A 21613-nucleotide genomic window follows, 5' to 3' on the forward strand; every position below is an offset into this window, starting at 1 on the left:
TTCAAGCTGCGGACGCTGCCGGCTGCGCGAAGGTCGAGAATGCCTCGCGGATCGCCTCGGCCATGCCGGCGACCGCAGCGCTACGCGACGATGGGTTGATAACGAGCACCACGTTGGAGTGGTCCACCACCGCAAAACCTTCACCAGCTGTCAGTTCGCGGCATCCGGGCGGAATATCGCTTCGGGAGATCGGCGAGATGGCAAGGCCTGAGGTCACTGCCAATCTGAGGCCGCCTTTGACCGCGCTTAGGAAGGCGACCCGATAGTCGACGCCGCAACTCTCGAGCGACGGGATCGCGAAGTCGCGGGACCACGCCGAGTCGCGGAACAATGCGACCGGCACAGGCCTCCGCTCATGCGTCAGGTGTTTTTCCGACGTCACCCATACTGTTGGATCGACCATGAGAACCTCGCCATCCGAATGCCCTTGCCAGTCGAAGATCACCGCAAGATCGAGATCGCCCGACTGGACGCGGGCCAGGTTTTCCTCGGACGTTCCGCAGCGCACCGTAATCTCGACGCCAGGGTGGCGACGGTCGAATGCGTGGAGTGCGTTCGCCAGACGCTCTTCCGCATACTCCTGATGGATTCCGATACTCACCTTGCCCTCGAGGGCAGTCGCGTCGAAAAGCGCCGCGGTTTCTTCGAAGAGCGCAACGATGCGGCGCGCATTGCCGAGCAGTTGGCTCCCCTTGTTGGTCAGCGTCACACCGCGAGCGCCCCGTTCGAACAGAACCGCATCGACCGCCTCCTCGAGGCGTTTGATCTGCATCGACACGGCCGACTGTGTGCGCCCCACGCGCGTCGCGGCGTGGGTGAAGTTGCCGCTGTCCGCAACCGCGAGGAATGTCCGCAGCAGATCGCCATCCAGGTGAAGAGTCATATCAAGGCATTCGCTGAGCTCATGGCTGGTATCACAGCAATTCGTTTGTCGAATGTCAACGAGACGCTTATCTCCCCTATCTGAACACCGAGTACACGACCATGACCACTGCATACTTCGATGCCGCCGGGCTTCCGGCCACTGTCGAGCAGCCCGCCTCTCGCAACGGCGCAACCCTCACGCGCGCGCTGCGCGACCTTCTCGCGAAAAAGGACGACCGACTGCTGCGCGACATCGGCCTCACGCGTGAGGACATCCTCGGCCTGGAAGAAACAGCCCGGGCCGACTGGCGGCGCACGCGCGAAACCTGGAGCCTGTAGGCGAAGCAATTCGAGGGCGGGCCCTGCCCTTGTCCGAGCCTCACTCGCCCGCCGTCGCAAATGACGGCGGGTCTTTTTGCTGCCCGTTGCCACGCCGGCCCGCTTCTCCTATCGTGCCTGCGTTCTCAGGGCGGGGCGAAACTCCCCACCGGCGGTATGCGGCGGAAGTCGCGAGCCCGCGAGCGCCTTCGATATGAAGGGTCAGCAGATCAGGTGCGATGCCTGAGCCGACGGTTACAGTCCGGATGGAAGAGAACGGGCAGCGGCGGACCCACGCGGGACCGTCCTGCGCGTGATCGCCTTGGGTGACGTGTCGCAACCGAAGGAGATCACGATGACACCCACCCGCTATGCCTTCGTCAAGGCCAACTGGCATGCCGAGATCGTCGACAGGGCGCTCGACGGCTTTCTCGAACTCATCCCCGCCGACAAGGTCGACGTCTACGACGTGCCCGGCGCCTTCGAACTGCCGCTGCTTGCACGCGACCTCGCCGCGACCGGCAGATATGGCGCGGTAGCCGCGGCAGCCTTTGTCGTCGACGGCGGTATCTACCGCCACGACTTCGTCGCCCAGGCGGTGGTCGACGGGCTGATGCGCGCGGGACTGGACACCGGCGTGCCTGTCCTGTCCGTCTCGCTGACGCCGCACCACTATCAGGAGACCGAGCATCACCGGGCGATCTACAGCAGCCACTTCGTCGAGAAGGGCCGCGAGGCCGCGCGAGCCGCGCTGATGATCACGAACACGCGCGCCGGACTGACGCGGATCGCCGCGTAAGGTGGCCGTCCTTGCGGGTTGCGCGGTTCGGGCCCTTCCGCTATAGAGCCGCCACCCGCGTAGACACCCTTGGAGGCAACGCGGCGGAGGGCCGCCCATAAGGCGGCTTTCGACGTTTCCGGACAAGGCCGCGAGCCGGACCGGAAGCGCTCCATACAACCGAAAGGAACGACCATGAGCCACGATACGTACGAGCTCAAGGCCGATGCACGCGAGAAGGTCGGTAAGGGGTCCGCCCGTGAAGCTCGCCGCAATGGCCAGATACCCGCAGTCATCTATGGCGACAAGCAGCCCCCGCTCGCCATCGCGCTCCCCTACAAAGAGCTGTACTACAAGATCCACGGCGGCGGCTTCATGACGACGATCGCCACGATCGATGTCGCCGGCAAGAAGATCCAGGTCCTGCCGAAGGACTACCAGCTCGATCCGGTCACCGACAACCCGCTCCACGTCGACTTCCTCCGCGTCTCGAAGGACACGGTTGTGACGGTGCAGGTGCCGGTCCACTTCATCAACGAAGAGACCTCGCCCGGCATCAAGCGTGGCGGCGTGCTCAACATCGTGCGCCACGAGGTGGAGTTCACGGTTCCCGCGAACGCGATTCCCGAATTCATCACCATCGACCTCGACGGCACCGAGATCGGCGATTCGATCCACATCTCGGCCGTAAAGCTGCCGGCGGGCGTTAAGCCGGTCATCTCCGACCGCGACTTCACGATCGCCACTATCGCCGGTTCGTCGGCTGCCCGTTCGGAGGCAGGCGAGGAAGCCGCTGAAACGGCGCCGAAGGAATAATCCGGCCGCGCCGGCGGAGCTCAAGCCATGCTGATCCTCGCAGGTCTCGGCAACCCCGGCGCGCAGCCCAGAACAACCGGCACAATGCCGGCTTCATGGCGGCGGACGCGATAGCCCGCCGCCATTCCTTTTCTCCCTGGACGAAGAAGTTCCAGGGCCTCGTCGCCGAAGGCACGCTCGGCGGCGAAAAGGTGCTCCTCATCAAGCCGCAGACCTTCATGAACCTGTCCGGCCAGTCGGTCGGCGAGGCGATGCGGTTCTACAAGCTTTCTCCGTCCGATGTGGCCGTGCTCTACGACGAGCTCGACCTTGCGCCCGGCAAGGTGCGGGTGAAGGTGGGCGGCGGCGCCGGCGGCCACAACGGCATCCGCTCGCTCGACCAGCACATCGGCAACGCCTACCGGCGCGTGCGGATCGGCATCGGCCATCCCGGCGTGAAGGAACTCGTGCACGGCTACGTGCTGGGAGACTTCGCCAAGGCCGACCAGGCCTGGCTCGAGCCGCTTATGGACGCGATCGGCGAGCACGCGCCGCTGCTGGCCAAGGGCGACGACAACTCCTTCATGAACAAGCTCGCGCTCGCCGTGCCGGGCGCCTCGAAGGGCGACGGCCACGCCGCAAAGGCGGCCAAGACGGGTGAGGGTGCGGGCAAGCCGAAGGGCGTCAGTCACATCCGCCAGGCACGGCCGCAGCAGCCGGCCGTCAAGCTCCCCCGAATCCGGCCCGATGGCGGCGATGCTGAAAAAGCTCTTCGGTAAGGAGGAGTGACGTGAACCAAGAGCAGCTTCACGAGCGGATACAGAAAATCCGCGACGAGTATGTCGAGAGGGAATTGGAGCCAGCAATCGCTCGACTCTCTGCAAAGTCGCCTAATCCGAATAGGCCTGAAGTCAAGTTTGGGGAGATCGATGGCGTTTACAAGGGACTGGCCGCAGTAGATTGGGCTGAGAACGGGCCAGAGTTCCACGCAACTGTGGTTGCTGGCTATATGCGAGTAAGCTTCCCTCCGATGACGGCCGACTATCGGCAGCTGTCCCTGGAAATCGCACCTTTTCATTGGGATTCTCTCTCGATTGAATTCGAGAAGGACACAGTCGGTCAGTCACGTTTCGAGCAATGGTTCGATCGTTGGTTCGACATCGATGACGAACGAGTAAGCGACGGGGGAGTGTCGGGTATCATTCACTCTGCCATCGTTGAACCGAAACGCATCTCGCTCGATATGGGCTCCGCGCCCAGCGACGCTTTGTTTGAACTGCTGGACGTTCTTCGCGAGTCGGGCGTCAAACAAGCAAGACTCGGCCCTTCCGAGTAACACCCGGCACGCAATTGTAACCAACAGTCGGGGGTTGACGATCGTCGATCCTTTCGCCCATAGCCCTGACCAAATTCTCGCTTCCTGACAGGACTGTCCTCCATGGGCTTCAAGTGCGGCATCGTTGGGCTTCCCAACGTGGGCAAATCCACCCTTTTCAATGCGCTGACGCGGACGGCGGCCGCGCAGGCGGCGAACTATCCGTTCTGCACCATCGAGCCGAACACCGGCGAGGTGGCGGTGCCTGATCCTCGACTCAAGAAGCTTGCCGCGGCCGGCAAGTCGAAGGAGATCATCCCGACCCGCATCTCCTTCGTCGACATCGCCGGCCTGGTGCGCGGCGCCTCCAAGGGCGAGGGTCTCGGCAACCAGTTCCTCGCCAACATCCGCGAGGTCGACGCGATCGTGCACGTTCTGCGCTGCTTCGAAAACGACGACATCACCCACGTCGAGGGCCGCATCGACCCGGTCGCCGACGCCGAGACGGTCGAGACCGAACTGATGCTCTCCGACCTCGAGAGCCTGGAACGGCGCGTCGTGCAGTTCCGCAAGCGCGCCAGCGTCAAGGACAAGGAGGCGCTCGCCGTCCTGCCGGTCATGGAACAGGCGCTGGCCCTGTTGAACGACGGCAAGCCGGTCCGCTTGCTGCTGGGCAAGCTGGCCGCCGACGAGATGCCGATCCTGCTCGGGCTGAACCTCCTGACCTCGCATCCCGTCCTCTATGTCTGCAATGTCGCGGAAGAAGAGGCAGCAACCGGCAACGAGCACACAAAGGCCGTGGAGAAGATGGCGGCTGCGCAGGGGGCGCGCGTGGTCGTGATCTCCGCCGCCATCGAAGCGGAGGTCGCCCAGTTGCCCGACGAGGAGGCCCAGGAGTTCCTGGCCGATCTCGGGCTGGAAGAGCCCGGCTTGGACAAGCTGATCCGCGCCGGCTACGACCTGCTGCACCTGATCACCTACTTCACCGTCGGCCCGAAGGAGACGCGGGCCTGGACGATCGTGAAGGGCACCAAGGCGCCGCAGGCCGCCGGCGTGATCCACACCGACTTCGAGCGCGGCTTCATTCGCGCCCAGACGATCGCCTACGAGGACTTCATCGCCCTCGGCGGCGAAGTGGGCGCCAAGGAGGCCGGCAAGGCGCGCGACGAAGGCAAGGAATACGTCGTCCAGGACGGCGACGTGCTGCTGTTCAAGTTCAACACCTGAGTGGTATGACCGTCCCGGGAGCGTCCGGGGCGTGATATTGGGTCTGCTGATCGGGAGGGGGACCGCGTTTCGCGGAGTGATCGCGGCAGCGGTGCTGGCGGTCCTTGCCCTGCTGTCCGCCTGTGCCCACGGTCCAGCGAAGACACAGCCGGACGCCGGCCGGTGCTGCGCCGAGGCGGAGCGACAGCCGCGCTGGCTGGTCGCGATGATCGAACCCGCCGCCCCGGTCGTCGGACAGGTCGTCGGCCATATCAGCTGGCGCTCCGGCTATCTGTCGGAGCCAGGCATCCAGGAACGGATCGTGGCGGGGCTCCAGCCGCTTGATCTCGTCTTCGTCAGTTCGAAAGGCAGGCTGTCGGGCCACACGATCCCAGGCCTGTTCCAGCACGCCGCGATCTATCTCGGCACGGAGCGCGACCTGCAGGCGCTGGGCATGTGGTCGCATCCCGGCATGGCGCCCCACCACGAGGCGATCCGTCGCGGAGCCATGTTCATCGAGGCAGACATGAAGGGCGTGCACCTGTCGCCGCCGTCGGTCGTGCTCAACACGGACCGCGCGGTGACGTTGCGGCCCCGGATCGCCACGCGCGGCTGGCGACAGCGCGCGCTCGCGACGCTCTTCAGCGAACTCGGCAATAGGTTCGACTTCAATTTCGATGCCGGTCAGCCGGACCGCCTGTTCTGCCTGGAACTCGCCTGCCGCGCGATGCCGGAACTGCAGCTTCCGCGCGACATGGTCTATGGCCGCGAGACGATCATCCCGGACCGGGCCGTCTACGAAGCCGCGCGCGGCCATCTGAGGCTTCGGTTCGTCGACTACGTGGTCGGGGATGGCCGCAGCGTGCACCACCCCGGGCGTGCGGCGCTGACTTCAGACATCGCCGGCAAGTGGTCCGGATAGGCGTCACGTCGCATCGGCTACCGGATGAGTTGACCAGCTCCATCCGCCGGTCTAAGCCATGCCCGCACCCGGCCTTGGCCGGCCTGTGCCGAACCGACGCCATCCCCCGACCCGACCGCATCGCGCGATCACGAACTGCTCCAAGAAGAAGGAGGCATGACGATGATCCGGACCTTCGTCGTGGAAAACGACCGTCTCGTCTGTGTCGAGGAAGCGGACCCGCGCGTCGACAAGGCCGTATGGCTGGACCTCCTGAATCCGACCAAGGAAGAGGAGCAGTCGGTCGAATCCCGGCTCGGGCTCCTGCTGCCCACGCGCGAGGAGATGGAAGAGATCGAGATCTCGAGCCGGCTCTATGTCGAGGACGGCGCCTATTTCATGACGGCCACGGTGCCGGCCTTCGTCGAGGGCAAGGCCCCGGTGATCGCCCCTGTCACCTTCGTCCTCGCCGGCGGACGGCTGGTCACGATCCGCTACCACGAGCCCCGTGCGTTCAAGACCTTTCCGCAACGCGCCGAGAAGGCGTCGACCGGCTGCAGCGGCGGCGACACGATCCTGGTGACGCTGCTCGAGGCCATCGTCGACAGGCTCGCCGACATCCTCGAGCGCGCCAGCCGCGACGTGGAGGGGATCTCGCGCGATATCTTCGAGGCCCGCTCCAAGAAGGCGTCGAGCCGCAACCGTGATTTCCAGGAACTGCTGAAGGCGATCGGGCTGAAGGAGGATCTCGCCTCGAACCTGCGCGACAGCCTGCTGTCTCTGCAGCGCCTCGCGGGCTTCTTCGCGCATGCCACGACCACGATCAAGACGACGAAGGAGTACGCGCCCGCGTGAAGACGCTGTCGCGCGATATCGTCTCGCTGGCCGACCACACGACGTTCCTGTCGCAGAAGATCAACTTCCTGCTCGATGCGACGCTCGGCATGATCTCGATCGAGCAGAACGCGATCATCAAGATCTTCTCCGTCGCCGCCGTCGTCTTCCTGCCGCCGACGCTCGTCGCCTCGATCTACGGCATGAACTTCCAGGTGATGCCGGAGCTGGGATGGAGCTTCGGCTATCCCATGGCGCTCGGCCTGATGATCCTGTCGGCGATCCTCCCCTTCGTGTGGTTCCGCAGCAAGGGCTGGCTGTGAGGCCTCTCGCCTGGCACAAGCAATTACCTCGCAGGTGCTTGCATGCGGCGGGCGATCGGTCCAGAACCGTTTCGACTTGAACAGGTTTCGGCGCGATGAACGGCAAGACTTGGACCTTTGACGACCTGGAGGTCGGGGGCACGATCAAGCTCGGCGAGAAGACCGTCACGGCGGCCGAGATCATCGAATTCGCCTCCGAGTTCGACCCACAGCCCTTCCATCTCGACGAGGAGGCCGGCAAGGCGTCGATCCTCGGCGGACTGTCGGCGTCCGGCTGGCATTCCTGCGCGATGTTCATGCGCATGATGTGCGACGGCTTCCTCCTGGACTCGACCTCGCAGGGCGCGCCCGGCGTCGAATATGTCCGCTGGAAGAAGCCGGTGCTGGCCGGCGACACGCTGACCGGCCAGTGCACCGTGCTCGCCAAGCGCGAATCCAGATCCAAGCCCGGGCTCGGCTTCGTCACGGTGAAGAGCACGATGTCGAACCAGCGCGGCGAAACGGTGCTGGAGCTCGAGAACACCGGCATGTTCCTGACGCGGGAGGCGGCGAGCGCATGAGCCTGGACGAGTATTTCGGCATCGGCGAGACGACCGTTCTCGGCGCCCACCTGTTCGAGCCGCAGGCGATCAAGGATTTTGCGAAGAAATTCGACCCGCAGCCTTTCCATCTCGACGAGAAGGCCGCCGAGAGAAGTGTCTTCGGCCGGCTGTGCGCCTCGGGCTGGCACACGGCGGCCGTGTGGATGAAGAAGAACGTCGAGACGCGGATGGACACGGAGCCGCGCCGCTGGGCGGGGCCCGACCCGAAGCCGGTGTTCGGCCCCTCCCCCGGCATCCGTAACCTCCGCTGGCTGAAGCCGGTCTATGCCGGCGAGACGATCACCTTCACCCGCACCGGCATCGACCACCGCCCGATCGCCTCGCGCCCCGGCTGGCGCCTGCTGACCATCAAGGCCGAGGCTTTCGACAGCACCGGTGACAAGGTGATCGAGTTCGACAGTTCGGTGCTGGTGCAGACCGAATTCTGAGCACGTTTTCCTCTCCCCGTTTGCGGGGAGAGAGACGCGGTTCCTACGGCCGCGCGAGATCGTCGACCGCAGCTCATTTTTTCGCGGAAGTAGGCAGGATCGGTCTGGGCATTCTCGACGGGAGGAGAAGGATAGCGCTTCTCAGGACGTGTCGTGCAGCTCGACAGGCGAGACGACCGAGTCAGCCGAGCGCTGAAGGCCGGCGCAGTGTAGCCCGCCCTCATTGCCAGCCTCGTCGGAGGCCTGGCCACGGTGCAGGAACGACAGGCGGCACAGCTGCGCCGCGATGGCCTGCATGTAGAGCCCGAATGCCCTGAGTGAATCGGCGATGTCCTCCGCATCGAAGGGATTGCTGCCGAAGCCGGCCGGCATCGGGACGGGCGTCCAGGTTCCGCGCTCGGAGTTCCGGAGCGTGCCTTCGACATAGGCGCTGAGCAGCGCATTCGCCTGCCAGGCGGCCCACAGCACGCACCAGCGGACCCAGAACGACCGGCCGGCGGCCTGTTCGGCCATGTCGGCGATCGAGAACAGGCGCATGACGATCCTCGCCTTTAACGCCTGTTCCCTCCCTGCCTTCGCCCTCCAGCCCATCGCCGGCTCCTTTCATCCCAGGCAGTGTCTCATGGGCTGGAAACAGGTGGATGGAAAAATCGGTGCGATGCTTCCGAGGCCGAGCGGACCTTGGGATTGGCGAGGGCAAGGCGCGGAAAACTATCCACATGGCGGAGAGCAAGGTCCGACGGCCTGTAGCCCTCACAAGACAGCGCTCGCCCTCGCGCGACGTCATCCCGGCGACCGGAGGTCAGCCGGGATCGATTGACCTTGGCGGGTTGGCGCCGATCCTTTTCTTGCGGTCGAGGGGCGTTTTCGGCGTGTAACCGGAGAGAGGAATGGGTCCCGGGTCGCCTCCGGCGCCCGGGATGACGATCGCACATTAGGGGCGTCGCGCAGGGTGGGCGAGACAGGCGGCTCGGCCCGGCAAGGACCATACACAGCATGCGCGCGCAGGGTCATCGACGGAGGCCCCTGCCCTCAAATCCGACCCTATCTCTCCGGCCACGCCCAGCCGGGGCGTTCCTCCACATCGACCACGGTCTCGCCGAGCGACTTGGTGAAGTCGTGGCGGAGCGCGCCGGCCTCGTTCAGAGCTTCGGCGAGCGTGGCGTCGTGCGTCACCACGACGATCTGGCAGGTCTTGGATGCTTCCCCAATCAGCCTTGCAAGCGGTGGCAGGAGGTCGGTGTGGAGGCTGGTCTCAGGCTCGTTCAGAACCATCAGGCCGGGCGGCCGCGGCGTCAGGAGGGCGGCGAGCAGCAAGAGGTAGCGCAACGTCCCGTCGGACAGTTCCGAGGCTCGCAAGGGGCGCAGCAGGCCGTGCTGGCCCATCAGCAGCTCGAACCGGCCGCCGGCCTCCTCGATCCGCACGTCGGCACCGGCGAACGCGTCCTCCACGGCGTGGTGCAGCCCCCGCGTATCGCCGATTTCGCGGATGGTCTGCAGGGCTGCGGCGAGGTCCGAGCCGTCGGCGCTGAGGGCGGTCGTGCGCGTTCCCGCCCGCGCAGCGCGCGCAGGGGCATCCGGATCGGTGCGGAAGTGATCGTAGAACCGCCAGGCGCGCATGCGCTCGCGCAGCAGCAGCAGTTCCGGCAGACCGCGCGGGTCGGCGGCATGCGTCATCATGCTGTCGAAAGGCGCAAGCAGGCTGGTCAGCGTCGAGCGCCGGCCCGACTCGTCCAACACCGTGACGCCGGGGCCGGAGCGTGTCGCAAAGGCATTGCGGCGACTCAGTACCTCGCCCGCCCAGACCGCCTCCGCCTTGATCTCCGGATCGAGGTTGAACATCGAGGCCGACGGGATCGGCAGGCCGAGGTCGATGGCGTAGCCATAGTCGTCCGAGGCGAAGCCGAGCTTCAAACTGACCGGGTTCTTGCGGCTCGTGCCCTGTATCGCGTGGACGCCTTGACGCATGCCGCGCGAGAACTGCTCGGGCCCCGCCCACAGGGTCGAGGGGAGCCCTCCCTCGGCTGCGAGCGAGGAAATGACATTGCCCTGCGCGACATCGGCAAGCAGCCGCAGCGCCTTGTAGAAGCTCGACTTGCCGGTGCCGTTGCGGCCGGTGACGACGGTAAGCTGCTCAAGCGGCAGCACGAGGTTCCGGATCGAGCGGTAGCCGGCGATGGCAAGGGTGTGGATCATGACGGTGCGCCCTGGCCTAGAAATCCGAAGACCTCTGTAGTCCGTCAATGCCCCTCGAACGACACCAGCGTGCGGACGTTGACGCCGAGCGCCTCAAGCTTCTTGCGACCGCCGAGGTCGGGCAGGTCTATGACGAAGCAGGCGGCGACGATGTCCGCGCCCATCTGCTTCAGCAGCTTCACCGCGCCTTCCGCCGTGCCGCCGGTGGCGATCAGGTCGTCGACCAGGATGACCTTCTCGCCGGGCTGGACGGCGTCGGTGTGCATCTCCATCTCGTCAACGCCGTATTCCAGCGAATAGGCGACGCGCACGGTGGTGTGCGGCAGCTTGCCCTTCTTGCGGATGGGGACGAAGCCTGCCGACAGCTGGTGCGCCATGGCGCCGCCAAGGATGAAGCCGCGCGCCTCGATGCCGGCGATCTTGGAAACACCGGTTCCCGAGTAGGGATGCACCAGCTCGTCGACCGCGCGACGGAAGGCGCGCGCATTGCCGAGCAGCGTGGTGATGTCGCGGAAAAGAATGCCGGGCTTCGGATAGTCCGGGATCGTGCGGATCGCGGACAGAAGCGTCTGTTCGAGCGTGGAGTTCATGCGCGGGCGATGGTCCGTTGAGGGCAGGATTGCATAGTCGGTATCAACCGCCACCCTGCAAGGCAAGGAATACCACGCCAAGGACGACGAGGAGCACGAAGGCCGGCAGCGCGATCGCGACGGCGGCCGGACCGCCGACAAGCAGGATCGCGACCAGCCCTCCTCCGGCCAAGGCCTCCGAGGCGGGATAGATCGCCGGCACGCGGTAGCCGCAGCGCGCGCAGCGGCCGCGCGCGAGCAGCCATCCGAGTACGGGAACGAGTTCGAGCGCCGTCAGCTGCGCCCCGCAGCCGTCGCACTGCGAGCGGCCGGACAGTGCCGCCCATGCGGACCAGCCGGCAGGGCGGGCGCGCAGCCGGTGCGCGGCAAGCCCCGCGAAGCTGGCGACCGAAGCGCCGAACAGGAAGAGCAGGAGCGAGATGAACACTGCCATGGTCGCTTCACTGCTCCCTGCCCCGTCGTCGCGCGATCATGCGCTCCAAAAGCAAAGGGCGCCACATGGGCGCCCCTGTCTCATGTCCGATCCGGTCGGGATCAGTGCGGCACCGCGGCCCAGATCTTGCGCTTTGTCATGTAGACGAGGCCGGCGAAGAGGACGAGGAACACCATGACGTTGAAGCCGGTCTGCTTACGCGCCTCGAGGTGCGGCTCGGCGGCCCACATCAGGAAGGCGGACACGTCGCGCGAATACTGGTCGACCGTCTGCGGCGCGCCGTCGTCATAGGTGACGGCGTCGTCGTTGATCGGCTTCGGCATGGCGAGCGACTTGCCGGCGATGAAATACGGGTTGTAGTGCGTGCCCTCGGCGATCTCCATGCCTTCGGGCGGCGTCTCGTCGTAGCCGGTGAGCAGGGCGTGGATGTAGTCCGGGCCGCTCTCCGCATACTGCGTGAAGATATCGAAGACGAAGGTCGGGAAGCCGCGCTCGACGGCACGCGCCTTGGCGATCAGCGAAAAGTCCGGTGGAACGGCGCCGCCGTTGGAGGCTGCCGCCGCCTCGTCGTTCGGGAACGGCGACGGGAAATAGTCGGACGGAATACCGGGGCGCGTGAACATCTCGCCGTCGGCGTTCGGGCCGTCCTGCACCTCGTATTCAGCGGCGAAGGCCTTGACCTGGGCCTCGTTGTAGCCGAGCTCTTCGAGTGCGCGGAAGGGCACCCTCTTCATCGAGTGGCAGGCGGCGCAGACTTCCTTGTAGACCTTGAGGCCGCGCTGGAGCTGGCCCTTGTCGTAGGTGCCGAAGGGGCCGGCGAACGACCAGTCCATCTCCACCGGCTTCTTGATCGGGAAGTGGGTCGGCTCGGCGGCATTGTGGCCGGCCTCTTCCGCGCCGATCGCGAGCGCGAGGTGCGCGGTGAGACCGAAGGCTGCAGCCGCCGCACCGATGAGGAACTTCTTCATCTCAAAAAATCCCTTGCGAGCCACGGTTCAGCCTTTGGTTTCCGGCGCGGCGGCGGCGCCCACCGGCTGCGCGGAGGCCGCGCCCTTGTTCTTCTCGAGCACCGCTTCCGTGATCGAGTTCGGCATCTTGCGCGGCGTCTCGATGAGGCCGAGCACCGGCATGATGACCAGGAAGAAGCCGAAATAGTAGAGCGTGCCGATCTGCGACATGATCACGTAGACACCCTCTGCAGGACGCGAGCCAAGCCAGCCGAGCAGGATGGCGTTGATCACGAACAGCCAGAAGAACAGCTTGTACCAGGGCCGGTAGACCGCCGAGCGGACCTTGGAGGTGTCGAGCCAGGGCACGAAGAACAGCACCGCGATCGAGCCGAACATCGCCAGCACGCCGCCGAGCTTGGAGTCGATCGGGCCGATGTTGAAGGTGATCGCGCGCAGGATCGCGTAGAACGGCAGGTAGTACCCATTCCGGCACGATGTGGGCGGGCGTCTTCAGCGGATTGGCCTCGGTGTAGTTGTCCGGGTGGCCGAGGAAGTTCGGGATGTAGAACACGAAGTAGGCGAAGACGGCGAGGAACACGATCATCGCGAACGCGTCCTTGATGGTCGCGTGCGGCGTGAACGGAACCGTGTCGGTCTTCGACTTCACCTCGATGCCGGTCGGGTTGGTCTGGCCGGTGACGTGCAGCGCCCAGACGTGCAGCACCACGACGCCCGCGATCATGAACGGCAGGAGGTAATGCAGCGCGAAGAAGCGGTTCAGCGTCGGATTGTCGACCGCGAAACCGCCGAGCAGCAGTTGCTGGATCCAGTCGCCGACGAGCGGGATGGCGGTGAAGAAGCCGGTGATGACGGTGGCGCCCCAGAACGACATCTGGCCCCACGGCAGCACGTAGCCCATGAAGCCGGTCGCCATCATCAGGAGATAGATGATGCAGCCCAGGATCCAGAGCAGCTCGCGCGGCGCCTTGTAGGAGCCGTAGTAGAGACCGCGCATGATGTGGACGTAGACGGCGATGAAGAAGAACGATGCGCCGTTGGCGTGCAGGTAGCGCAGCAGCCAGCCGGAATTGACGTCGCGCATGATCTTCTCGACCGAGCCGAAGGCGAGCGTCGTGTCGGCCGCATAGTGCATGGCCAGCACCACGCCGGTGATGATCTGCGCCACCAGCATGATCGAGAGGATGCCGCCGAAGGTGTAGGCGTAGTTCAGGTTGCGCGGCACCGGATAGGCCACGAAGGAATCGTAGATCAGCCGCGGCAGCGGCATGCGCTGGTCGATCCAGCGTCCGAGGCCCGAGCTGGGCGTATAGGTCGAGTGTCCACCGCTCATCGGAATGCTCCCCCTCAACCGATCTTGATCTTCGTATCCGAGAGGAACTCGAACACCGGAACCGCGAGGTTCTCAGGCGCCGGGCCTTTGCGGATGCGGCCGGCCGTGTCGTAGTGCGAGCCATGGCACGGGCAGAACCAGCCGCCGAAATCGCCCTGCTGGCCGAGCGGCACGCAGCCGAGATGGGTGCAGGAGCCGATCATGACGATCCAGTTCTCCTTGCCCTCGCCCGCCGAGCGGTCGATGTCGGTGGCGGGCGCGTCGGCGCCGATATTGGCGTTGCGCGCGACCGGGTCCTTGAGCTCCTCGAGCTTCACCGCCTTGGCGGCCTCGACTTCCTCAGTGGTGCGGTTGCGGATGAACACCGGCTTGCCGCGCCACTTGGCCGTCACCGACATGCCGGGCTCGATCGCCGAGACGTCCACCTCGATCGTGGCGAGCGCGAGCGTCGAGGCGTCCGGGCGCATCTGGTCGATGAACGGCCAGGCGAGGCCCGCCACGCCGACGGCGCCCGCGGCACCGGTGGCAATGAACAGGAAATCGCGGCGATTGGGATCGGCTGATTCGGTCGCGCTCACGTGACAATCTTCCTTTTGTCTCGCACTGCCTAAAAGGCTGGACCCGGCACCATCAGACGCCCAAACACGCGGCGTCTCCCGGCTCGGAGTCGGGCAATATTGTGGCGAGGTTTCTATGCGTCGCATCAGGCCTTGTCCAGACGCCCGCGCAGGCGGTGGGCAGTTTGTCGCGGGGGCCGCGCGCACTGTCTGCGAACGACGGGGAAGTGACGCGTTCATCCCTCCCGGCAGCCCCACCCGCCGCCCGGCAGACGGCAGTATTCGACAGCTCAAACCAATGATCGAGAAGTGCGCGGCGGGGATCGGCAGAATGCAACTCACCTGACGTCAAAGGCACGTTCGAGATCGTATGGACAGTAATGAACTTCTGGGTAACATTTCAGGTTGCCGGCAATAGGCGGGCGGCAATCGGAAGTTCAGGCGGCAGCAAGGTGCCGCTGCCGAGTTGGGGGATAAACGCATGACAAAACTACGGATCTTCGCACTTGCTCTGCTCTCGACGATATTTGTCGATGCGCAAGTAGGCGGCGCGCTGGCCAAGGAGGAACCCAAGAAGACCGAGCGGACGTCTGCTTACGCCAAGTCCAAGAAACCCGCCAAGGCGACATCCGCGGGGCTCGCCGGCAGCGAAGGCAACGCACGTCGCAGGGTTCTCTATACGCGGGAGATGAGCGGCGGATGCGGGAAGATGTACAGCAGTACGTCGCCGCCTCGGGCCACTCGGCCTTCGCCTCTACGCCGATCGACTATTTCTACGGATCGAGCGTCTGCGCCACGGCGCTCAATGCAGCGAGCGCCAAAGCCGCGGAGGAACGCGCGATGGCGTCGTGCCGGGCCGGAGCCAAGAAATACAAGAGCGCCGGAGAAATCGGCGTATCGGGCGCCTGCCAGATTTTCATGTCGAAGTAAGGCGCAGCTATCGGGCGCCCAGCCTTGCCAGCACGCGGCGCGGGATGCCCATCTCGCGGATGACGTCGTCGTGGCGGCGCATGCCGCAGAGTTCGCGCTGGATGAAGTAGGCCTGCACGGCGGCGGCGACGGCGCGAAGCCGCTTTTCGCGCGCCTCGCCTTCGAGGCCGGCCTCGTCCTCGGCGAGCTTCGCCAGCGCCTGCTCGACCTTGCGCCCGGCCTGGCCGAGCGAATTCGCCATCTCGCCGAGGATCTCGTGCTCGACCGGCTGCAGACCCGTGGCGCTGGAGGCGCGCTCGACGGTGATGCGGCCGGGCAGGCGCAGCGCCATCGGCGGCTACTCCGCGGCGAGCCGATCAGCGAGGAAGCCGCCCGACTGGCGCTCCCACAGCTTGGCGTAGAGCCCGCCCTTGGCGATCAGGCTCTCATGCGTGCCCTCTTCGACGATGCGCCCCTTGTCGATGACAACGAGGCGGTCGAGCGCGGCAATGGTCGACAGTCGGTGCGCGATGGCGAGCACGGTCTTGCCCTCCATCATCGTGTAGAGATTCTCCTGGATCGCGGCCTCGATCTCCGAATCGAGCGCCGAGGTCGCCTCGTCGAGGATGAGGATCGGCGCGTTCTTCAGCATCATGCGCGCGATCGCGATGCGCTGCCGCTGGCCGCCTGACAGCTTCACGCCGCGCTCGCCGACATGGGCGTCGTAACCCTTGCGGCCCTTGGGATCGGACACGTTGACGATGAAGTCGTGTGCCGACGCCTTCTTCGCCGCGGCGATGATCTCTTCCTCGGTCGCATCCGGCTTGCCGTAGGCGATGTTGTCGCGGATCGAGCGGTGCATCAGCATCGCGTCCTGGCTGACGACGCCGAACTGGGCGCGCAGCGAGGCTTGAGTGACGGAGCGGATGTCGCGGCCGTCGAGCAGGATGCGGCCGCTCTCGACGTCGAACAGCCGGAGCGCCAGGTTGACCAGCGTCGTCTTGCCCGCACCCGACGGGCCGACCAGCGCCACCCGTTCGCCGGGCCGAATGTGCAGGTCGAGGTTAGAGATGATCCCGCTCTTCTTGCCGTAGTGGAAGGAGACGTCGTCGAAGACGAGGTCACCCTTGGCGCGCGGCATCACTGTCGCGTCGGGCGCGTCCTTGATGCCGGGCTCGACGGAGATCACCGTCGTCGCGTCCTGCACGGTGGCGAAGTTGCGGATCAGGCCGTTGATGTTGAACATCATGTAGCCCGACATCTGGTTGAGCCGGAACACGAGGCCCAGCGCCGCGGCCACCTCGCCCGTGGTGGCGGCACCGCCCATCCACTTGTTGACGGCCAGCACCGCGACGCCCGCCATCATGAAACCGTTGAGCAAGGCGACAGCGGCCCGCACGGTGGTGATCGAGCGGGTGAGCTGCTTCACCGCGTCGAGGTAGCGCTGCATGCCTTCGCGCACATAATTATGCTCGCGGCCGCCCGAATCGAACAGCTTCACCGCCATGATGTTGGTGAAGGCGTCGACGATGCGGCCGTTGACGATCGAGCGCTCGTCCGCCGTGCGGCGGCCTGCCTGCCTGAGAGGCGGCAGCAGGTGGTATGCAGCCCAGAGATAGCCTGCGACCCAGACGGCCAGCACCACGCCCATAACGGGATCGAGCGCGCCGAGGATCGTGGCGGCGAGGATCAGAAAGGTGAGGAAGCTCCACACCGTCTGCAGCGAGGAGACGATGAAATCGCCCGTCGCCTCGCCGCCCTGCAGGATCTTGGTGGCGATGCGGCCGGCGAAGTCGTTCTGGTAGAACTCGTAGGGCTGGTCCATCACGCGACGGAACGCCTGCCAGCGCACGAGCTGGTAGAAATTCGGCACGACGATCTGCTGCTCGACGACCGCGTTGCCGATCATCACCACCGCGCGGATGACCAGGATCAGGAACAGGAAAGCGGCAAGATGCGGCCAGTAGTCGGCGATCAGCGTCGCCGGGTTGGCCGCGTCGAGCAGGTCGATCAGCCAGCCGACCGACCAGTAGAGCGCGGCGTCGACCGCGCCCGACAGGCCGCCGGCGATGAGCAGCAGCACGAAGGGCAGCTTCGCCTGGCGGGCGAAGAACAGAATGAACTGCCACGCATCGCGCGGCAGCACCGGCCGATCCGTATCGGCGAAGGCGTCGACCACGTTCTCGTAGGGGGAGTAGAGGCGGTCCTGTAGGGTCTTGGAATCGTTCATCTGCCCCTAATGTAGTCCCCTGCCCCCGGCCGGACATCCCCCCCTGTTGTCAGGATGGAGAAAATGTAATGGGGCGGAGCAACTGACCGAGGCGCCGCCCCCTCACCCGGCCTCCGCTCCGCTTGGCCACCCTCTCCCCGAGAGGGAGAGGAGGTTCGCGGTCGTCTGCGCCATCTGGAATGGCGACTAGCCGCGACGGTCTTAGAACTCCTCTCCCCCTCGGGGAGAGGGTGGCCAAGCGGAGCGGAGGCCGGGTGAGGGTCGGTGGTGACTGCCCTACTCCGCCGCCGCCTCGACCTTGCCTTCTTCCTCCGGCCCGTCCTCGTGCAGCAGGAAGCCGCCGGACTGGCGCTGCCAGAGCTGGGCGTAGAGGCCGCCCTGCGCGACGAGCTGGTCGTGCGTGCCGTCCTCGACGATGCAGCCCTTGTCCATGACGATCAGCCGGTCCATCGCCGCGATGGTGGAGAGGCGATGCGCGATCGCGATCACGGTCTTGCCCTCCATCAGGCGGTAGAGGTTCTCCTGGATCGCCGCCTCGACCTCGGAATCGAGCGCCGAGGTCGCCTCGTCGAGGATCAGGATCGGCGCGTCCTTGAGCATGACGCGGGCGATCGCGACGCGCTGCCGCTGGCCGCCGGAGAGCTTCACGCCGCGTTCGCCGACATGCGCGTCATAGCCCTGGCGACCCTTCGGGTCACGCAGGCCCTGGATGAAGCCGTCGATCTCCGCCCTGCGGGCGGCCTCCAGCATCATCTCCTCGGTCGCGTCGGGGCGGCCGTAGGTGATGTTGTCGCGCACGGAACGATGCAGCAGCGAGGTGTCCTGCGTGACGACGCCGATATTGGCGCGCAGGCTGTCCTGCGTGACCGCGGCTATGTCCTGCCCGTCGATCAGGATGCGGCCGCCCTCGATGTCGTAGAAGCGCAGCAGCAGGTTGACGAGCGTCGACTTGCCGGCGCCCGAGCGGCCGACCACGCCGATCTTCTCGCCGGCCTTCACGTTCAGCGTCAGCCCCTCGATGACGCCGCGCTTCTTGCCGTAGTGGAAGCGAACGTCTTCGAAAGAAAGGTCGCCGCGGGACACCACGATGTCCTTCGCGCCCGGCTTGTCCTCGACCAGCCGCGGCAGAGCGATCGACGTGATGCCGTCCTGCACGGTGCCGATGTTCTCGAACAGCGCCGACACCTCCCACATGATCCACTGCGACATGCCCCACAGCCGCAGCACCAGCGCCATGGCGACCGCGACGGCGCCGATTGTGACGACGTCGCCAAGCCAGAACCAGATCGCCAGCGCCGATATGACGAGGAGCAGCGTCGAGTTGAGGACGTAGAGCGTGCCGTAGAGGCCGGTCACCAGCCGCATCGACCGGTGGACCGTGTCCAGGAACTCGCTCATGCCCTGCCGTGCATAGGCGGCTTCGCGCCGCGAATGGCTGAACAGCTTGACCGTCTGGATGTTGGTGTAGCTGTCGACCACGCGGCCGGTCATCATCGAGCGTGCATCGGCCTGTTCCTCGGCGACCTTGCCGAGCCGCGGGATGAAATAGGACAGCAGGCCGACATAGGCCACGATCCAGCCGACCAGCGGCAAGGCCAGCCGCCAGTCGGACGAGCCGATGATGAACAGCATGCCGAGGAAATAGACGACGACATAGTTCAGCACGTCGACCAGCTTGACGATGCATTCGCGGATGGCGAGCGCCGTCTGCATCAGCTTGGTGGCGACGCGGCCGGCGAACTCGTCCTGGTAGAAGGTCATCGACTGCTTGAGCAGGTAGCGGTGCACCATCCAGCGGATGCGCATGGGGAAATTGCCCATCAGCGACTGCTGGTTGAACAACGACTGCGCGAAGACCATGGACGGCAAAAGGATCATCACCACGACCGCCATGCCGACGAGCTTCCACTTCTCCGTCTGCAGGAAGGTCTCGCGGCTCTGCGCCGACAGCCAGTCGACGATGTTGCCGACGAAGCCGAACATCCACACTTCGGCGATCGCGATGCCGGCCGAGAACAGCGCGCCTGCGATGATGAGCGGCCACGTGCCCCGGGCATAATGCAGGCAGAAGGCAAGGAAGGTCTTCGGCGGCTCGGTCGGCTCCGCGGCGGGGAACGGATCGAGGAGGCCTTCGAACCAGCGGAAGAGTGCAGTCATCATGGTCTCACCTGTGCCCGCTGCGCGGCGCGATCGGTTTCACGGTCACGGTGCGGTCCTTGCCGCGCGGGCCGTTGCTGGTGGCCTTCGCGGCCGGTCTGGTTCCCTTCGGGCCGGTTGCACGGCCAAGATGGATGTTGGTCGCCTGCCCTCCAAGCGCCCTGCCGACGGCAGCCGACAGCACACTGTCAGTGGGCACTGCGGGGGTTCCGATCGTTTCGAACGGAATCGGTAGGGCGGAAAGTGCGGGGTGACCCGGCTTGGCATGCATCGTCGAACTCCACGGAAAGCGATTGGCTTCACGGGCAGCCCCAGCGAACGATGCTCAGAATGTCAGGATCGGTCGAACCGGGACGCCGTCAGGCGGAAGGCCCAATCAGGCGGGCAGGCGCATAGCACAACTGGTAGTCCATTCCGCCCTCCTTGGTTCGAGTTGACGAGGAGCGCCGTATAGACGACTTCTCCGCCAAAGGCCAGCCCGGGTGCCGACACTTTGCCGACAGTCGCATGCCGGTGTTGCCCGGAAGCCTCACCTGTCGCAACCTGAATCAAAGCGCGAAGCTCATGACTCACGATCTCCACATCGCGCTCTATCAGCCTGAAATCCCTGGCAATACCGGCGCGATCCTGCGGCTCGCCGCCTGCTTCTCCGCCACCGTCGACATCATCCGGCCGATCGGATTCGAACTGTCGGACCGGACGCTGAAGCGCGCCGGCATGGACTATCTGGAGATCGCCGCGATCCGCGAACACGCCGATTTCGCCGCCTTCGAGGACTGGCGGCGCAAGAGCGGCCGCCGGCTGGTGTTGATGTCGACGAAGGCCGCCACCGCCTACACCGATTTCGCCTTCCGGAGCGACGACATCCTGATGCTCGGTCGCGAATCGTCCGGCGCGCCCGAGAGCGTCCACGCGCTGGCCGACGCCGAGCTGCACATCCCCATCCGCCCCGAGGCGCGCAGCCTCAACCTCGGCATGAGCGCGGCGATCACGCTGAGCGAGGCGGTGCGGCAGTTGCGGACCACTTGAAATATCGCCTTGATATGGCAATCTTTGCCAAGAAATTTAGGGCGCGCCGATGGCTACGATGAACATTTCCCTGCCCGACCAGATGCGCGAATGGGTCGAGGCGCAGACGAAAACCGGCCGCTACGGCAATGCCAGCGACTATGTGCGCGACCTGATACGGCACGACCAGGAACGCGAGGCCAAGATCGCCCACTTGCAGAGGCTGGTGGACGAAGCCCGTGCGAGCGGGATCTCGGACAAGACTGCTGAAGAAGTGATTGCAACTGCTCGGGCGAAAGCGCGAGCCGGTGCCGTATAGGCTTTCGCCGCGGGCAGAGGGCGATCTCGAGCGGCTTTATCGCGAAGGCTTCGACCGCTTCGGGGAGAAGCAGGCCGATCTCTATGCGCTAGACCTGATTAAAGCCTTCGAACTGCTCGGCGAAAATCCGGGAATGGCGCGGCTGAGATATGAGATCGAGCCGCCGGTCCGTATCCACCCGCATCGCTCTCATATGATCGTCTACGAAGAGGTGGACGACCTGGTCGTCATCCTCCGCATCCGCCACGCGCGCGAAAACTGGGCCGAGCAGCCGTTCTAGTCCGCCGTCGGCAACCTTCGCATGGTGAACTCGATTACGTCGTCGGGGCGTTCGCGCCAGCTTTCGATCGCGGTCCAGTAGGCCTGCTTCGGCCAGCGGTCGAACCATTCGCGGGCCTTCTGGCGGGCGACCGGGCGAGGCAGTGCGAAGGTCTCGCGCACGAAGCCGTCGCGGGGAAGGCGTATCCCCTCGGCTCTCTGCCGGTTCAGACTTCGTTTCAGGCCGTCCAGCGGCGGCCGTGTCGGAGTGCCCACGCGACATCCTCCTTG

General features: G+C 65.4%; 24 protein-coding genes, 3 pseudogenes and 1 riboswitch. Of the genes and pseudogenes, 14 read left to right on the forward strand and 13 right to left on the reverse strand.

Annotated features, from left to right (window positions below; genetic code table 11):
* Nucleotide 1: 1 nt before the first annotated feature.
* A complete protein-coding gene (locus LRS09_RS01710) occupies nucleotides 2-883 on the reverse strand; it encodes a LysR substrate-binding domain-containing protein (RefSeq protein ID WP_257803849.1) in 882 nt (293 codons plus the stop codon).
* Nucleotides 884-984: 101 nt separating this feature from the next.
* Here LRS09_RS01710 and LRS09_RS01715 point away from each other — a divergent pair, with 101 nt between their 5' ends.
* The 10 genes and pseudogenes from LRS09_RS01715 (at nucleotide 985) to LRS09_RS01760 (ending at nucleotide 8364) form a co-directional block, all read left to right on the forward strand.
* Nucleotides 985-1203 (forward strand): hypothetical protein, encoded by a 219-nt coding sequence (locus tag LRS09_RS01715; protein WP_257803850.1) that lies wholly within the window; start codon nucleotides 985-987, stop codon nucleotides 1201-1203.
* Between the two features lie 117 nt (nucleotides 1204-1320).
* A riboswitch (FMN riboswitch) is annotated at nucleotides 1321-1464 on the forward strand.
* A 73-nt stretch (nucleotides 1465-1537) separates the two neighbouring features.
* Nucleotides 1538-1981 (forward strand): 6,7-dimethyl-8-ribityllumazine synthase, encoded by a 444-nt coding sequence (locus LRS09_RS01720; RefSeq protein WP_257803851.1) that lies wholly within the window; start codon nucleotides 1538-1540, stop codon nucleotides 1979-1981.
* 174 nt (nucleotides 1982-2155) lie between these two features.
* The gene (locus LRS09_RS01725; protein WP_257803852.1) at nucleotides 2156-2776 is read left to right on the forward strand and encodes a 50S ribosomal protein L25/general stress protein Ctc; all 621 of its coding nucleotides are present in this window, start codon (nucleotides 2156-2158) and stop codon (nucleotides 2774-2776) included.
* Between the two features lie 27 nt (nucleotides 2777-2803).
* Nucleotides 2804-3544 (forward strand): annotated as a pseudogene (pth, locus tag LRS09_RS01730) (aminoacyl-tRNA hydrolase).
* 1 nt (nucleotide 3545) lies between these two features.
* Nucleotides 3546-4091, forward strand: coding sequence for a hypothetical protein (locus LRS09_RS01735; RefSeq protein ID WP_257803853.1), 546 nt, complete (start codon nucleotides 3546-3548; stop codon nucleotides 4089-4091).
* 102 nt (nucleotides 4092-4193) lie between these two features.
* On the forward strand, nucleotides 4194-5297 hold the full coding sequence (gene ychF, locus LRS09_RS01740) for a redox-regulated ATPase YchF (RefSeq protein WP_257803855.1): 1104 nt from the start codon (nucleotides 4194-4196) through the stop codon (nucleotides 5295-5297).
* Nucleotides 5298-5328: 31 nt separating this feature from the next.
* Complete coding sequence (locus tag LRS09_RS01745) at nucleotides 5329-6198, forward strand: YiiX/YebB-like N1pC/P60 family cysteine hydrolase (protein WP_257803856.1); 870 nt, start codon at nucleotides 5329-5331, stop codon at nucleotides 6196-6198.
* A 162-nt stretch (nucleotides 6199-6360) separates the two neighbouring features.
* Nucleotides 6361-7334: pseudogene (corA, locus tag LRS09_RS01750) on the forward strand (magnesium/cobalt transporter CorA).
* 95 nt (nucleotides 7335-7429) lie between these two features.
* Nucleotides 7430-7894, forward strand: coding sequence for a MaoC family dehydratase (locus LRS09_RS01755; protein ID WP_257803857.1), 465 nt, complete (start codon nucleotides 7430-7432; stop codon nucleotides 7892-7894).
* Nucleotides 7891-8364: a MaoC family dehydratase gene (locus LRS09_RS01760; RefSeq protein WP_257803858.1), complete on the forward strand. Its 474-nt coding sequence runs from the start codon at nucleotides 7891-7893 to the stop codon at nucleotides 8362-8364. Before LRS09_RS01755 ends, LRS09_RS01760 begins: the two co-directional genes overlap by 4 nt.
* Nucleotides 8365-8505: 141 nt before the next feature.
* On the opposite strand, the gene LRS09_RS01765 is transcribed toward LRS09_RS01760, so the two are convergent.
* The 7 genes and pseudogenes from LRS09_RS01765 to petA all read right to left on the reverse strand — a co-directional run bounded on the left by LRS09_RS01765 (nucleotide 8506) and on the right by petA (nucleotide 14462).
* A complete protein-coding gene (locus LRS09_RS01765; RefSeq protein WP_257803860.1) occupies nucleotides 8506-8955 on the reverse strand; it encodes a hypothetical protein in 450 nt (149 codons plus the stop codon).
* A 453-nt stretch (nucleotides 8956-9408) separates the two neighbouring features.
* On the reverse strand, nucleotides 9409-10560 hold the full coding sequence (locus LRS09_RS01770; protein ID WP_257803868.1) for an AAA family ATPase: 1152 nt from the start codon (nucleotides 10558-10560) through the stop codon (nucleotides 9409-9411).
* A gap of 44 nt (nucleotides 10561-10604) precedes the next feature.
* Entirely contained in the window at nucleotides 10605-11150 is a 546-nt protein-coding gene (locus LRS09_RS01775) for an adenine phosphoribosyltransferase (RefSeq protein WP_257803869.1), read from the reverse strand.
* 43 nt (nucleotides 11151-11193) lie between these two features.
* The gene (locus LRS09_RS01780; RefSeq protein WP_257803870.1) at nucleotides 11194-11583 is read right to left on the reverse strand and encodes a prepilin peptidase; all 390 of its coding nucleotides are present in this window, start codon (nucleotides 11581-11583) and stop codon (nucleotides 11194-11196) included.
* Nucleotides 11584-11684: 101 nt separating this feature from the next.
* Complete coding sequence (locus LRS09_RS01785) at nucleotides 11685-12551, reverse strand: cytochrome c1 (RefSeq protein WP_257803872.1); 867 nt, start codon at nucleotides 12549-12551, stop codon at nucleotides 11685-11687.
* A 27-nt stretch (nucleotides 12552-12578) separates the two neighbouring features.
* Nucleotides 12579-13884 (reverse strand): annotated as a pseudogene (locus LRS09_RS01790) (cytochrome bc complex cytochrome b subunit).
* 14 nt (nucleotides 13885-13898) lie between these two features.
* On the reverse strand, nucleotides 13899-14462 hold the full coding sequence (petA, locus tag LRS09_RS01795) for a ubiquinol-cytochrome c reductase iron-sulfur subunit (protein ID WP_257803873.1): 564 nt from the start codon (nucleotides 14460-14462) through the stop codon (nucleotides 13899-13901).
* 678 nt (nucleotides 14463-15140) lie between these two features.
* Here petA and LRS09_RS01800 point away from each other — a divergent pair.
* The gene (locus LRS09_RS01800) at nucleotides 15141-15371 is read left to right on the forward strand and encodes a hypothetical protein (protein WP_257803874.1); all 231 of its coding nucleotides are present in this window, start codon (nucleotides 15141-15143) and stop codon (nucleotides 15369-15371) included.
* 7 nt (nucleotides 15372-15378) lie between these two features.
* On the opposite strand, the gene LRS09_RS01805 is transcribed toward LRS09_RS01800, so the two are convergent.
* From LRS09_RS01805 to LRS09_RS01820, 4 genes are all read right to left on the reverse strand, one after another.
* Nucleotides 15379-15702, reverse strand: a complete 324-nt coding sequence (locus tag LRS09_RS01805; RefSeq protein WP_257803876.1) for a DUF6665 family protein — start codon at nucleotides 15700-15702, stop codon at nucleotides 15379-15381.
* A gap of 6 nt (nucleotides 15703-15708) precedes the next feature.
* Nucleotides 15709-17580 (reverse strand): ABC transporter ATP-binding protein, encoded by a 1872-nt coding sequence (locus LRS09_RS01810; protein WP_257803877.1) that lies wholly within the window; start codon nucleotides 17578-17580, stop codon nucleotides 15709-15711.
* Nucleotides 17581-17856: 276 nt separating this feature from the next.
* Complete coding sequence (locus LRS09_RS01815; RefSeq protein ID WP_257803879.1) at nucleotides 17857-19740, reverse strand: ABC transporter ATP-binding protein; 1884 nt, start codon at nucleotides 19738-19740, stop codon at nucleotides 17857-17859.
* Between the two features lie 4 nt (nucleotides 19741-19744).
* On the reverse strand, nucleotides 19745-19936 hold the full coding sequence (locus LRS09_RS01820) for a hypothetical protein (protein WP_257803880.1): 192 nt from the start codon (nucleotides 19934-19936) through the stop codon (nucleotides 19745-19747).
* Between the two features lie 365 nt (nucleotides 19937-20301).
* Between LRS09_RS01820 and LRS09_RS01825 the strand changes: the two genes are divergently transcribed.
* Genes LRS09_RS01825 through LRS09_RS01835 form a run of 3 tightly spaced genes read left to right on the forward strand, consistent with a single transcriptional unit; the run spans nucleotide 20302 to nucleotide 21344 of the window.
* Complete coding sequence (locus tag LRS09_RS01825) at nucleotides 20302-20766, forward strand: tRNA (cytidine(34)-2'-O)-methyltransferase (RefSeq protein WP_257803881.1); 465 nt, start codon at nucleotides 20302-20304, stop codon at nucleotides 20764-20766.
* A 49-nt stretch (nucleotides 20767-20815) separates the two neighbouring features.
* The gene (locus LRS09_RS01830; RefSeq protein ID WP_257803882.1) at nucleotides 20816-21064 is read left to right on the forward strand and encodes a type II toxin-antitoxin system ParD family antitoxin; all 249 of its coding nucleotides are present in this window, start codon (nucleotides 20816-20818) and stop codon (nucleotides 21062-21064) included.
* The gene (locus LRS09_RS01835; RefSeq protein WP_257803884.1) at nucleotides 21054-21344 is read left to right on the forward strand and encodes a type II toxin-antitoxin system RelE/ParE family toxin; all 291 of its coding nucleotides are present in this window, start codon (nucleotides 21054-21056) and stop codon (nucleotides 21342-21344) included. Before LRS09_RS01830 ends, LRS09_RS01835 begins: the two co-directional genes overlap by 11 nt.
* On the opposite strand, the gene LRS09_RS01840 is transcribed toward LRS09_RS01835, so the two are convergent.
* Nucleotides 21341-21598: a hypothetical protein gene (locus tag LRS09_RS01840; protein WP_257803895.1), complete on the reverse strand. Its 258-nt coding sequence runs from the start codon at nucleotides 21596-21598 to the stop codon at nucleotides 21341-21343. The two genes, LRS09_RS01835 and LRS09_RS01840, sit on opposite strands and share 4 nt — an antisense overlap.
* Nucleotides 21599-21613: the final 15 nt, after the last annotated feature.

The sequence above is a fragment of the Mesorhizobium sp. J428 genome (assembly GCF_024699925.1).
Taxonomy (GTDB): domain Bacteria; phylum Pseudomonadota; class Alphaproteobacteria; order Rhizobiales; family Rhizobiaceae; genus Mesorhizobium_A.